Source organism: Acinetobacter sp. V115_6 (assembly GCF_031799025.1).
Classification (GTDB): domain Bacteria; phylum Pseudomonadota; class Gammaproteobacteria; order Pseudomonadales; family Moraxellaceae; genus Acinetobacter; species Acinetobacter pittii.
The window spans coordinates 112,104-125,950 of the sequence record NZ_JAVQNO010000019.1 but is presented as its reverse complement, the minus strand read 5'-3'; the positions used below and the strand labels follow the sequence as shown (position 1 = coordinate 125,950).

Genomic DNA, 13,847 nt, shown 5'->3' with positions numbered 1-13,847 from the left:
TGAGGGGACATGACTTCAGTCCATCAGTTACAAGGCGTTGGATCGGCTTCAGCAGCCCTGCTCGAAAAACTAAATATTTTTACCACAGATGATTTACTGTTTCATCTGCCACGTGATTATGAAGACCGCAGTACGATTATTCCAATGAATCAACTTGTGGTTGGGCGGAGCTATTTACTCGAAGGAGAAGTCAAATCAATTGATTTCCCCCCAGGAAAAAGAAAATCTATGGCAGCCTTGGTGCAAGATGAATTCGGTAAAGTCACCTTACGCTTTTATCATATTTATAAGAACCTGACTGATAAAATAAAACCCGGTCATCGCTTACGCATTTTTGGTGAAGTCCGTGTAGGTGCTCGCGGCCTTGAGATGTATCATCCTGAAATTCAGCTCATTCATGAACATACACCTCTACCAAAAACTCAGCTTACAGCAATTTATCCAAGTACGGATGGGTTAACTCAACCTAAATTACGTGAATACGTTAAACAAGCTTTAAAGCATCATAGTGACGCCTTACCAGAGCTACTCCCAAAACAATATACCAATGGCTATGCGCTTAAAGAGGCTTTGTATTACATTCATGAGCCTCCTGTGGATGCCAACATGCTGCAATTGGCTCAAGGCTCGCACCCTGCACAGCAAAGGCTTATTTTTGAAGAGTTGGTTGCACACCAAATTAGTTTACTTAATCGCCGTGCTTATATTCGCCAAATTGCATCACCTGCATTTTCAAGCAGTAAAGCATTAGCTAAAAAACTATTAGAAGCTTTACCATTTCAAATGACCAATGCACAAAAACGTGTATCTAAAGAAATTTTAAATGACTTAAAACAACACCAACCTATGCTACGCCTAGTACAAGGCGATGTAGGTGCTGGAAAGACCTTGGTTGCCGCTGTAGCCGCTTGCCATGCTTTAGAAGCAGATTGGCAGGTTGCATTAATGGCTCCGACTGAAATTCTTGCAGAACAGCATTATTTAAACTTTAAACGTTGGTTTGAACCATTAGGTGTAACCGTGGCATGGTTATCTGGCAAACAAAAAGGTAAAGCGCGTGCTCAAGCAGAGCAGCAAATTAAAGAAGGCCATGCGGAACTTATTGTTGGTACACATGCCCTATTTCAAGATAACGTCGGGTTTGCCAAATTAGGATTAGTGATTATTGATGAACAACATCGTTTTGGTGTAGATCAACGTTTAGCTTTACGTAATAAAGGTGCTGAGCAATTCACCCCACATCAACTCGTGATGACAGCTACTCCGATTCCGAGAACACTGGCAATGAGTGCGTATGGCGATTTAGACACATCCATAATTGATGAGTTGCCACCGGGCCGTACACCCATTCAAACCGTTACGATTCCACTTGATCGTCGTGAGGAAGTACTGCAACGAATTGCTTCGAATTGTAGAGATGGGAAACAGGCCTATTGGGTATGCACATTAGTTGAACAGTCTGAGACTTTAGATGCTCAAGCAGCAGAAGCAACTTACCAAGAGATGAAAGAACGTTTTCCTGAACTCAATATTGGTTTGGTGCATGGCAAAATGAAAGCCGATGAAAAGCAAGCCGTCATGCAAGCATTTAAAAATAATGAATTACAGCTTCTTATCGCAACAACAGTGATTGAAGTTGGAGTAGACGTTCCTAACTCTTCCATTATGGTGATTGAAAATGCCGAGCGTTTAGGGCTTTCTCAGCTACACCAATTACGTGGCCGCGTAGGTCGAGGTGCTCAAGCCAGTTTTTGCGTACTTTTATATAAAACGCCTCTCTCTCAAAATGGACAAGAAAGACTTTCTATTTTAAGAGAAAGTAATGATGGCTTTGTGATTGCGGAAAAAGATCTGGAATTACGTGGACCGGGCGAATTACTAGGGACTAAACAAACTGGGGATATGGGATTTAGGGTTGCTCGTTTAGAGCGAGATGATCACCTACTGAGTCAGGCTCACTATGTAGCACAGCAAGTTTTAAAAGATTATCCAGAACAGGCAGATGCTCTATTAAAACGTTGGCTTCCTGAGGCGCCTCGCTACGCGTATGTTTAATTTTTTAAACTTTCAACCTCTTATTCAGTTATTTTCACCTTGCTCATTGTGCGAGTTAGGCATGCGAGAAAAATCATCGCTCTGTAAAGACTGTTGGGAACAGCTACCTTGGCTTAAACAAACGATTCAACGTAATAATCAATCTGTTCTTGTGGCCTGTAATTATGCTTATCCAATTAACCGGATCATTCAGCAGTTTAAATATGAACAAAAATTACATTATCAGATCTTATTAGGTGAAATTTTAAAACAATTAAAATTTCCCAAGGTACAAGCGATCGTACCCATGCCTATTTCCAATCAACGTTTAATTGAACGTGGTTTCAATCAGTCTTTGCTACTTGCCAATATCTTAAGCAAACACTTAAAAATACCTGTTTGGCAACCAATTCAACGCTTAAATGAACACGCTCAAAAAGGACTTTCTCGACTAGAACGCTTTGAAAATATCGAACAACAATTTTTACCCCATCATCAAGAGAAACGACGTTATCGCCGTGTTCTCATTATTGATGACGTGATAACCACGGGAAGCTCTGTAAATGCGCTCAGTCAAGCACTTAAACAATTAGGCTGCACATCCATTCATACGGCGTGCCTAGCAGCAACGCCGAAGAGTTAAGCTATTGCAGTATAGATAAATACTCTTCACACCAAGGAATGACAATTTCTCGAGTCAATGGTGCAAGTGGAGTTTCAGAATCATTTAAATCTATCCACTTCATTTCTGCAATTTCGGCTGCAATTTTAGGTGCTTGGTCGAGCTGAACTAGATATAAATGACTCACCAAAATATGATCTGGCTCATTGGCAGCTGCTGTTTCGAAATAACCAATAAATTGCTCAATCACACAAGAGCTTCCGACTTCTTCTAAAATTTCGCGTTGCATGGTGATCTCTGGTGCCTCATTAGGTTCCAGCTTGCCACCTACTTGCATAAAAGCGTGTGTATTACGCTTTCTTACAAGCAACAACTGATTTTGCTCATTTAAGATCACTGCGGCAGCGACCGTAATTGTTTTCACCTATTTAACCTCGTTTATGGTTGGACATCTGCATTTGTCCATTTTGGAGCAGGAGCCTGATATTGCTCAAATTGTTGAAGAATATCTTCAATTTTATCTGATGCGATCAATTTATCAACGAACCGTGCTTGGCTGAATCCATTATCCACTGTTCCTTGAATCATTTTAAGTAAATCTTCATAAAAGCCCGCTACATTTAAGAAAGCACATGGCTTTTGATGAATACCTAATTGCGCCCACGTCCATTGTTCAAAGATTTCTTCCAATGTACCAGCGCCACCCGGCAAAGCAATAAAGCCATCTGAAAGATCCGCCATCTTGGTTTTACGCTCATGCATATTTTCAACCACATATAATCTGGTTAGGCTTGGATGAGCTAACTCACGATCAACTAAAGCACGAGGGATCACGCCAATGACTTGTCCACCTGCTTGTAAGGCGCTATCGGCCACCACACCCATTAGGCCTGAGCGACCACCACCATAAACCAAGGTCTTCCCTTGTTTTGCAATAGCCTCGCCTGTAGCTTGGGCAATTTTTTGGAAAATTGGGTTTGAACCAAGAGATGAACCACAGAAAATACAAATTGATTTCATAGTGTAAAAAACCGTTTTATTGAACTGTCATGCTGACAAACTAAACTATCGATAGAGTTTTTTTTTGCAAAATAGCGTATTGGCAAGTGTTTTTCGGCAAATCCTTGTCTAAAATACACCCATCCATTTCCATCAGACTGCGTGAGGAAAAAAGACACATGCTTGAAGCCTTTTATGCCACAGAACGCGGAAGTCTGGAAGATGCCACCATCAATGGTGGATTTGATCTACATCCCGAATTAGTCTGGCTTGATCTTATTGCACCCTCGCAAGAAGAACAACAATGGGTATTAGATGCCTATGACCAAAATTTACCAACACTAAAGTCGCTTGAAGACATTTCATCTTCTGCACGATTTTACCGTGATGATGACGGTATTTTGCACATCAGTACTTATTTTTTAACGAAAAATAAAAATTATCAGGTGGATGGCGACGCTGAAGAGTCATCACATATGCTTGCCATGGTGCAAACCGTAGCTTTTATTTTACATAAAGACCGCCTCTTTACGATGCGTGGAGAAAAACTAGTTGCGTTTCGTGCCTTTCGTGCCCGTGCTCGTCGAAATGACTATGACATGGACTATAAAGATCCAACGTGGATTTTATTAGGCCTTCTTGAAGCAAAACTCGATGAGCTTGCGGATATCTTAGAAGATATCCACAAAGATTTAGAAAAATACTCCACAGAGGTTCTTAATAACCACCAACGTGAAAAAATTCTAGATCTCGATGACATGATTACGCGCCTAGCTCAACAAGAAGATATGCTAGGAAAAGCACAGCTTTGTCTCATTGATTTACGACGAGTACTTACTTTTTTATCGCGTCCGCGAGCATTAGGCAGTCATATATATGATGCTGACATTCGAGAGCTCAGTGAAGATGTGCGTTCACTGGTAGAACATGATGCTTTCTTATTCCAAAAAGTACGATTCTTACTTGATACCACGTCCGGATTCATTAACACCGAACAGAATGACACGATTCGTCGATTCTCGATTTTACCAAGCATGTTAGCTCCTCCGATGCTTATCGCCAGTATTTACGGCATGAACACTGATGTATTACCTTTTGCACATGGTACGACCAGTTTCTTCGTTGTTTTACTCATTATTATGGGTTTCTTTATTGGGCCGATCATTTATTTCCGCTGGAAAAAATGGATCTAAGCTTTGTAATAAAATGCTAATTTCGAGCATAAAAAAGCACCTCAATATAGGTGCTTTTTTACATCTAAAACATCAGATCATTTGCAGGTCGTCCTGCAAATGACAGGCTTGAATGATCTTCAGCATTTTTTCAGGGACATTTTTAAAATGCAAACCAGTATTTTTGGGAGTCTCTCGTAACCATTGAACTAAAACAGCCAAGGCCAAGGTACTACCATGCTCAAGCTCAGTTAAATCTACCACTAGAGGGAAGCTTTGCTGCTTCTTTATGATAGCTAAACCGGCTTGATACTGTTGTTCCGCATTTTCAAAATCTATTTTTCCCGAAACAACCAATTGTTGGTTGAGATACTGAACCACACGTCACCTACTTATTTCTTTTTGTTTTGATTAACAGCCGCGTCTGCATCAGGTTGGAACGTAGCAATTGCTTTATTTAAATCACCGCCATTGCGTTTCACTGTTGCAGCAAACTGATTACGGAACTGTAATCCTAGATCAATACCAGAGACATTGATATTACGGATTTTCCATTGAGTACCTTTGTCAGCTAACTGGAAAGAAACAGGAATTTTTTCACCATTGTGATTAAAGTCCAATGTCACTACAGGGTTCTTACCCGCAGTTGCCTTGTAAGGACGCATGGTATAGCTTTGATTTGTATATTTAGCAAATGCGCTACCGTAATTTTCAATTAATGTATTACGGAAGTTTGTTTCAAACTGAGCACGCTGTGCAGCTGTACTATACTGATTCGTCGCATAAGTACCCATCACAATACGAGTGAACGCTTGTGAATCAACATATGGGTCTAAGTTCTGACGTACAATTGATTTTACTAAAGCAGGATTGTTCTGCAACTTAGCATGATCTGCTTTTAAACGAGCGATCAAGCCATCAGCAACACGCTTGATAAAATCAGGTGGTGCTTCTGAAGGTGCAGCAAAAGCTGTACCTGCAATCATAGTAGACAAAAGACTTGCTGTCAGGGTTTGTTTAAACAACGTATTCACCTGGAACCACTCCTTCAAATAAACTCTTACTCAACAAATGACGGCTGTGCACTGCTGTCGGTACTTGCAGGAGCTTTTTCTTCTGCTGAGGATGAACCAGCGGCAACTTTACCTGCGCCACCACCAGTAATAAATTTACTAATTAAATCTTCTAGATCCATGGTTCCTTGGGTATTTGAAATTGTATCGCCACGTTTAAGATAGTTTAAACCACCACCTGGAACGACTTTCAAATATTTCTCACCCAACAAACCATTGGTTGCAACCATTATATAAGCATCTTCATCAATACTGGTGATGGAGGACATGTTACTGATCAGTTGCTGTTCCATTGCTTTTTGTTGCTCTGGAGAAGCCTGCGTATAATCAGAACTATAACGTAGTTCATCTAAAGCATTTTTTTGAACTTCTTTTAGCTGCTCAGCATTAAAACTTGTCAATTTTCCATCTAAACCAAAGGTTACCGTAGCCAAACGCGTAACTGGATCAAGGGTAATTGAATCAACACGACCAATTGTGACACCGCTCATCGTTACTTTAGCACGAGGCTTTAAACCATTGACGTTATCAAACTGAGCCTTCATGGTATAACTATCATTTAAATTAGTACCTACAAGGCCACTAACTTTCATGGCTAAAAAGAACAAGGCAATACCGAAGATAATAACAAAGATACCTACGGCCAGCTCACTACTACGTGATTTCATTAAATCCCTCCGAACATGACCGCAGTCAACACGAAATCAAAACCTAAAACACATAATGAAGAATATACAACTGTTCTTGTCATTGCAGTTGCGATTCCTTCTGGAGTCGGATCACACGCATATCCTTGATATACCGCAATCCATGTACATAACAAAGCAAACACAATACTTTTGATAATGCCATTTACGACATCATGCCCAAATTGCACATTGTTTTGCATTCCGCTCCAGAATGAGCCTTCATCGACGCCAAGAAAATCGACACCTACCATTTTACCGCCCACAATACCAATCGCAGCAAAAATGACAGTTAGCATCGGTAAACTGACCACTCCCGCCCAAAGACGCGGTGATACGATTTGTTTTAATGGGTCAACGCCGATCATTTCCATGCTGGCAAGTTGTTCACTTTGCTTCATTGAACCAATTTCTGCTGTTAATGCAGAACCTGCTCGGCCAGCAAATAATAAGGCAGCAACCACAGGTGCCAATTCACGCAGCAATGTTAAAGACACCATTGTGCCTAGCATTGATTCACTGCCGACGTTCACTAAAATTGAGTATCCTTGTAAACCCAGTACCAAACCAATAAATAGGCCCGACACAGTGATAATTAACAAAGACATCACCCCTACCCGATGCATTTGGTAAATAAATCGTCCAAAACCACCAGATGAAGGAAAAGAAAAAACAATTTGTAAGAGCATTAGTGCCGCAACACCAATCCCTCGAATCCGCTCAATAACGAGTCTACCTAACCAGGCAATCGTATTCATGGACGAACCTCGTTATCTAAATAGGCTTGATGACTAAATTGGTATTCAACTGGTCCTTCTGCCGAACCTGTTAAGAATTGGCGCACAAATGGAGAAGCATATGCCTGTAATTCTTCTGGTGTTCCTTCCCCCTGAATTTTTCCTTCTGCTACAACATAAATGTAGTCAGCAATAGAAAGGGTTTCGGGAACGTCATGCGAAACAATAATTGTGGTTAAATCTAAAGCTTCTCGCAATGAACGGATTAAACGTGTCAAAACACCTTTTACAATAGGGTCTTGCCCTGCAAACGGTTCATCGTACATGATTAAATCGGGGTCAAGCGCGATCGCACGTGCCAAAGCGACACGACGGTTCATACCACCTGAGAGTTCTGTAGGCATTAATTGTTCAGAACCACGTAAGCCTACTGATTCAAGTTTTAATGCAACCAGTTCAGCAATTAGATTTTCAGGAAGTTTGGTATGTGCTCGAATTGGGAATGCTACATTTTCATAGACAGACATATCCGTAAATAAAGCACCGCTCTGAAATAACATTCCCATACGTGCACGGGCTGAAAAAAGTTCCTGACGAGACATTTTTGCAATATCTTTACCGTCGAGCAAAACTTCGCCCTGATCAGGAACTAACTGTCCACCGATCAGACGCAATAATGTTGTTTTACCTGTACCAGAAGGTCCCATAATAGCCGTAATCTGGCCACGACGTATATTTAAACTAATATTGTCATAAATGACGCGTTCCCCTCGATTAAAACTCAAATTTTTCACTTCAATAAGTGGTTGAGTCGAGAGAGGAGTTTTATTATTCATAATGGCAATCGTTCCTGCACTTTTATGCACGCATACTATAACACTGAAAATTGGCAAACTTGTTGTTATTTTGACAAAAGCAAAGCTAACTTAGTTGGTAGAAATAGAAGAGGTATGTTCGTAAAAAGAGGTTAATTCAGAAATTTGAAACTGCTCAATAGAACTTCCAGTTATAAAAGCATAGGCAAAATAAACCCCATTACACAAAACAAGTGCAATAAAAAGATAAGGCAAGCCGTGCTGAACTAATAAGTTCTTCAACTGTGCCATTATTGTTTCTTTTCGTTTACTTCTACTCATTATTTAATAAAAAATTGAACTAATTCACACTTTGTTATTTTATAACAAAACTGAAAAATAAGAAAGGCCAGTATTTCTACCGGCCTTTCTTTAAACAAACTATTGATTAACGGTCGAATTTACGACGCGGTTTGTCATCAAAGCTACGACGCGGACGATCTTCACCACCGAAGCTACGTTTTGGACGATCTTCGCCACCAAACGCTGGACGCTCCCCACGTGGTTTATCATCAAAGCTACGACGCGGTTTATCGTTAAAGCCACCTTCGCGGCGTGGACGATCTGAGTTGAACTCACGACGTGGACGATCTTCGCCACCAAATGATGGACGTTCACCACGTGGTTTGTCATCAAAGCTACGACGCGGACGATCTTCACCACCGAAAGTACGTTTTGGACGGTCACCAAAACCATTTTCACGACGTGGTTTGTAATCTACACGGTTACCACGGTTGTCATCATTTGAGTCAAAACGCGGTTTATCGTTGAAACCACCTTCGCGACGCGGACGATCTGAGTTGAACTCACGACGTGGACGATCTTCAAAACCACCTTCACGGCGTGGGCGATCTGAATTGAACTCGCGACGTGGACGATCTTCGCCACCAAATGATGGACGTTCACCACGTGGTTTGTCATCAAAGCTACGACGTGGACGGTCATCACGACCACCTTCACGGCGTTTGAAGTTGCTTTCGCCTTCAAAACGACGACCACCGCCAAAACCGCCACCACGACGACCATCACGACCACCGTTGCCGCCACGACCACGACCACCGCCATCACGACCTGAACGAGCAGGAGGTGGAGATGGCTCTAAGCCTTCAATTTCAGAAACACTTAAACGTGCATCTAAATAGTCTTCAAGCGCACGGATTTTACCGCGTTCACGATAAGTCGCTAAAGTAATTGCTTGACCTGTACGACCAGCACGACCTGTACGACCAATACGGTGTACATAGTCTTCATGTTTCATTGGTAAACCGAAGTTAATTACGTGAGAAATTGTCGGTACATCAAGACCACGTGCAGCAACATCTGTCGCTACCAAGATTTTTGCACGGCCTTCACGAATACTACGTAAACGACGGTTACGAACTGTTTGTGGCATTGCACCGTGAAGTGCAACTACAGAATGACCTGCTTCTGCAAGTTCTTCAGCCAACATATCTGTATCTTCTTGAGTGCTCGCGAATACAACCGCTTGATCAAGAGTTTCATCAGCCAACCAGTGAGTCAGAAGTTTCTTCTTGTGTTCGAAACCATCTGTCCAGTGTAAAGTTTGGGTGATGTCAGTGTTTGTACTGTGACCTGTTTCAATAGCAATACGCTCAGGTTCATTCATCATGCGCTCAGCAAGACGAATAATACGGTCAGCGAAAGTTGCAGAGAACATTAATGTTTGACGACGGTTACCAGCTAAATCGCTGATTGCTTCTAAATCTTCAGAGAAGCCGAGGTCTAACATACGGTCAGCTTCGTCAACGATTAAAGCTTCAACTTTATCTAACTTTAATTGACGACGGTTTACTAAATCTAATAAACGACCTGGAGTCGCAACAATAACTTGCGCGCCTTTAAGTTGTTGGATTTGCTTACCAAAAGGCATACCACCCATGATTGCAGCAATACGAACACCTTTCATGTGACGTACGAAAGCAATCGCATCTTGGCTAACTTGTTGAGCCAATTCACGTGTTGGGCATAAAACTAAAATATTAGGTTGGGTCACAGCTTTCATACGTTCTTTGAACGGAACAAAAGTTTCTTGACCAGCTAAATTATGTAATGTCGGTAATAAAAATGCCGCAGTTTTACCAGAACCAGTCTGGCTAGATACTAGAAGGTCTTTTCCTTCTAAAGCTGCAGGAATAGATTGTTCTTGCACAGGAGTCGGGGTAGTAAAACCTAAACCTTCAAGCGCTTGTTGTAAGGTTTCATGCAAAGAAAATTCGGCAAAAGTTTTGCTCATAGAGAGTTTCACCCTAGTGGGTGCTCCATTTTTAATAAATACAAAATAGACATCGGCACAAAGCGGCAAAGCAAAGTTAGCTGAAACGTTTTTTCAGCAGCAATCCGAGTAACGACGATGTGGACTAAACGCACGCTTGATTACGGCCGAACCTGAAGAATCGCTGAGCGATCGGGGCGCAAGAAATGGTCCTCTCTATGGACAGCGTGCGCTTACAATGAATAGAACAGAATGTTCAGGTAATGAACGGAAATTTAAGTGCGTGGGCGGATTATAGCAGAAAGAAATCAAAAGTCATGTGTTTTAATCAACTTTCTTCATATTTATTGAACTCAGTAACATTTACCCATGGCTAAAAAAATAAAACCCTCTGATAATAGAGGGTTTTATTTATAAATAATTAAATTATTTTGCGGCTTGAGCCCAAGCTGGAACTACAGTTTGCATTAAAGGTTTTAGCATTTTTAGTGAACTTGCAAGCACTTGACCATTTTCAAGAGATTCATTACCACCGCGTGCATCAACCACTACACCGCCTGCTTCTTTAATAATAAGCTCACCAGCAGCGATATCCCATGGTTTTAAACCAAGCTCAAAGAAACCATCAAAACGACCAGCAGCAACATATGCTAAATCTAGGGCAGCTGAACCACCACGACGAATTTGTGCGCCTGCTTGAGTAACCGCTAATAATGAAGCAAAGTGTTGTTCTGCATAAGATACGATCTCACCAGCACGTTTAGCACGGTAAGGATGGCCCACTGCCAAGAATGTATTTTCTAAAGTATCTTTTACATTTACACGAATACGGCGTTGGTTCATAACCGCACCGCGACCGCGACTTGCAGAGAATAATTCGTCACGTACTGGGTCGTAGATTACGCCGTGCTGAGTAACGCCTTTATGCTGAACTGCAATAGAGATACAGAAATGAGGGAAACCATTAATAAAGTTTTGTGTGCCATCAAGCGGGTCGATTACCCAGCACCAGTCTGCATCGTGGCCTTTGCCTTCTTGCAAACCGAACTCTTCACCTAAGAAGCTATGGTTTTTATAACTTTTACGTAATGTATCAATCGTCAATTGTTCCAAATAACGATCTACACGTGTTACTGGGCCATCAATGCCTTTCTCTTCAACTTGCAAATCGAGTTTATGACGATTTTGATGCGCTTTTAAAAGCTCTTGACCAACTGTTTGAGCCGCACGCGCAGCCATAACCACCATAGGTTCCATTGAACACCCACTACAATACAAATTTGAAGATTTTGACAAAGAATAATGCATAAAAGCGCATACATTTTAGCAAATGAATGCGCTTTAGGGGAAAAAATGTTTCAAAAATTTTATTAAAGGCTTAAACCACCTGATTTAGCTTAAGCCAAGCTCGCTCAATTGAGTTTAAAATACCTTTAGCATCTAACCCACAATCTTGTAGCATTTGACCATGTGATGCCTGTTGTAAGAACAAATCTGGCAGACCTAAATTAATGATAGGTTTAACAATTTGTTCTTGTGCCATGAACTCATTTACTGCACTGCCTGCGCCACCCATAATTGCGTGTTCTTCAACAGTTACAAATAATTGTGTATGTTCAGCCAAATCACGAATAATTTTTTCATCAAGTGGTTTCACAAAACGCATATTTACAACACGTACGCCGACATCGTGTTTCTGTGCAAACTGCTCAGCAGCTTCTATGGCAACCATAACGCGGCTACCAAACGCTAAAATTGTAATCTGCTCATCACAAGCAGGTTTAATTTCAGCAACTACTTCAGCTTTACCTAATTCAATAGCAGTTAGCTCTTGCTGAATTTCAACGCCTACTCCAGCACCACGTGGGTAACGTACTGCCGCTGGACCATTATAGGCATAGGCAGTATGTAGCATTTGACGGCATTCATTTTCATCTTTTGGCGCCATGATGACTATGTTTGGTACTGTACGCATATATGCATAATCATATGCACCTGCGTGAGTTGGTCCATCCTCACCCACCAAACCAGCACGGTCAATGCCGAAAGTTACATCAAGATTTTGTAATGCAACATCATGAATAAGTTGGTCGTAACCACGCTGCAAGAATGTTGAATAGATCGCAACAACAGGTTTTAAACCTTCACAAGCCATGCCTGCTGCAAGTGTTACTGCATGCTGTTCAGCAATTGCAACATCGAAGAAACGTTTTGGAAATTCTTTAGCAAACTTAACCATGCCCGAGCCTTCGCACATGGCTGGGGTAATCGCTAATAAACGCTCATCTTGTGCAGCTTCGTCACACAACCATTGACCAAATACATCTGAATATTTTGGTGGTGTTTTACCCGCTGAAGCCGTATTAATTTTGCTAATTGCATGATAGGTAATTGGGTCAGCTTCTGCCGGAGTAAAACCTTTACCTTTTTTAGTGTAAACGTGGACTAAGCGTGGACCTTTACGTTTCTTTAATGCGTTAAATACTTGAACGAGTTGATTTACATCATGTCCATCGAAAGGACCAAAGTAATCGAAACCAATCGCTTTAAATAAATTATCGGCCGCATCTGTTGCCGATTGATGTAAACGAGAGTTGTACGTCCATTTCGGATGTGGCTGTACATACGCCTCACCATGTTCATCGACATTAACTAAATGGCCTTTTTCCCAAATTGCAGCTAAATGCTTAGCAAAACCACCTGTACTGCAAGAAATCGACATGTCATTGTCATTAAGTACAACAATTAAATCGGCATCGTGTGCCACAGCATCGTTCATGGCTTCAAATGCCATACCTGCTGTCATTGCGCCATCACCCACAATACAAACGACTTCACATGGGTCATTTTGATAGCGACGTGCTAAAGACATTCCCAAACCTGCTGAAATTGCAGTTGATGAATGTCCTACACCAAAAGTATCAAAAACTGATTCTTCTCTAGCTGGAAATGCTGCTAAACCGTTTTTAGCACGGATTGTTGTCATTTGCTCACGGCGACCAGTCAAGACTTTATGGGGGTACGCCTGATGTCCTACATCCCAAACTAATCGGTCATTTGGAGTATTAAAGCAATAATGCAGCGCAACCGTCAGCTCAACCACGCCGAGGTTAGCACCGAAATGGCCACCACTCTGGCCTGCTGCATATAAAATATATTGACGCAACTCATCAGCCACTTGAACCAATTGGCTATGCTCGAGCTGACGTAATTGTTGAGGATGATCAATTGCATCTAACAATGGCGTAACAGGGCGTTGAGTTGGAATTTCGGTATACAACATATGTGGCAAAGCCTTTATAAGCCTGGCAAATCCTAAGCTGGGTCAAAATGGGTCGATCATACAATCGAATGAAGTCACCTTCAATCAGCCACATTTGCGAACGAGGTCATGCAAAGCAGTCTCTCATACAGTATGGGTATGGTTGGCAGATTAT

14 protein-coding genes are annotated in these 13,847 nt (G+C 41.5%); 3 read left to right on the top strand and 11 right to left on the bottom strand.

The window, feature by feature from the left end; genetic code table 11:
- Positions 1–9: 9 nt before the first annotated feature.
- A complete protein-coding gene (recG, locus tag RMA94_RS07350) occupies positions 10–2,055 on the top strand; it encodes an ATP-dependent DNA helicase RecG (RefSeq protein ID WP_309171471.1) in 2,046 nt (681 codons plus the stop codon).
- Positions 2,048–2,677 carry a ComF family protein gene (locus tag RMA94_RS07345; protein WP_086265767.1) on the top strand — a complete coding sequence of 210 codons (630 nt, stop codon included), beginning with the start codon at positions 2,048–2,050 and terminating at the stop codon, positions 2,675–2,677. Before recG ends, RMA94_RS07345 begins: the two co-directional genes overlap by 8 nt.
- A gap of 1 nt (position 2,678) precedes the next feature.
- Here the strand turns inward: RMA94_RS07345 and RMA94_RS07340 are convergent, their stop codons facing one another.
- Both RMA94_RS07340 and RMA94_RS07335 read right to left on the bottom strand, forming a co-directional pair.
- A complete protein-coding gene (locus tag RMA94_RS07340; protein ID WP_311082398.1) occupies positions 2,679–3,080 on the bottom strand; it encodes an NUDIX domain-containing protein in 402 nt (133 codons plus the stop codon).
- Positions 3,081–3,094: 14 nt separating this feature from the next.
- Complete coding sequence (locus tag RMA94_RS07335; RefSeq protein ID WP_311082396.1) at positions 3,095–3,676, bottom strand: TIGR00730 family Rossman fold protein; 582 nt, start codon at positions 3,674–3,676, stop codon at positions 3,095–3,097.
- A 158-nt stretch (positions 3,677–3,834) separates the two neighbouring features.
- Between RMA94_RS07335 and RMA94_RS07330 the strand changes: the two genes are divergently transcribed.
- A complete protein-coding gene (locus RMA94_RS07330; RefSeq protein WP_002116978.1) occupies positions 3,835–4,848 on the top strand; it encodes a magnesium and cobalt transport protein CorA in 1,014 nt (337 codons plus the stop codon).
- Between the two features lie 72 nt (positions 4,849–4,920).
- On the opposite strand, the gene RMA94_RS07325 is transcribed toward RMA94_RS07330, so the two are convergent.
- From RMA94_RS07325 to dxs, 9 genes are all read right to left on the bottom strand, one after another.
- A complete protein-coding gene (locus RMA94_RS07325) occupies positions 4,921–5,208 on the bottom strand; it encodes a lipid asymmetry maintenance protein MlaB (protein ID WP_005078357.1) in 288 nt (95 codons plus the stop codon).
- An 11-nt stretch (positions 5,209–5,219) separates the two neighbouring features.
- The gene (locus RMA94_RS07320; RefSeq protein ID WP_002116826.1) at positions 5,220–5,861 is read right to left on the bottom strand and encodes a phospholipid-binding protein MlaC; all 642 of its coding nucleotides are present in this window, start codon (positions 5,859–5,861) and stop codon (positions 5,220–5,222) included.
- Between the two features lie 26 nt (positions 5,862–5,887).
- Complete coding sequence (locus RMA94_RS07315) at positions 5,888–6,568, bottom strand: outer membrane lipid asymmetry maintenance protein MlaD (protein ID WP_005067241.1); 681 nt, start codon at positions 6,566–6,568, stop codon at positions 5,888–5,890.
- Positions 6,568–7,344: a lipid asymmetry maintenance ABC transporter permease subunit MlaE gene (gene mlaE / locus RMA94_RS07310; RefSeq protein WP_002117010.1), complete on the bottom strand. Its 777-nt coding sequence runs from the start codon at positions 7,342–7,344 to the stop codon at positions 6,568–6,570. The genes RMA94_RS07315 and mlaE overlap by 1 nt, the downstream gene beginning before the upstream one ends.
- Positions 7,341–8,159 (bottom strand): ABC transporter ATP-binding protein, encoded by an 819-nt coding sequence (locus RMA94_RS07305; RefSeq protein ID WP_002116999.1) that lies wholly within the window; start codon positions 8,157–8,159, stop codon positions 7,341–7,343. The genes mlaE and RMA94_RS07305 overlap by 4 nt, the downstream gene beginning before the upstream one ends.
- A 90-nt stretch (positions 8,160–8,249) precedes the next feature.
- The gene (locus RMA94_RS07300) at positions 8,250–8,459 is read right to left on the bottom strand and encodes a hypothetical protein (RefSeq protein ID WP_025465417.1); all 210 of its coding nucleotides are present in this window, start codon (positions 8,457–8,459) and stop codon (positions 8,250–8,252) included.
- A gap of 106 nt (positions 8,460–8,565) precedes the next feature.
- Entirely contained in the window at positions 8,566–10,431 is a 1,866-nt protein-coding gene (locus tag RMA94_RS07295) for a DEAD/DEAH box helicase (RefSeq protein ID WP_199978359.1), read from the bottom strand.
- Between the two features lie 405 nt (positions 10,432–10,836).
- Entirely contained in the window at positions 10,837–11,667 is an 831-nt protein-coding gene (locus tag RMA94_RS07290; protein ID WP_005078362.1) for an inositol monophosphatase family protein, read from the bottom strand.
- 121 nt (positions 11,668–11,788) lie between these two features.
- On the bottom strand, positions 11,789–13,693 hold the full coding sequence (gene dxs / locus RMA94_RS07285; RefSeq protein WP_311082392.1) for a 1-deoxy-D-xylulose-5-phosphate synthase: 1,905 nt from the start codon (positions 13,691–13,693) through the stop codon (positions 11,789–11,791).
- Between the last annotated feature and the right edge of the window lie 154 nt (positions 13,694–13,847).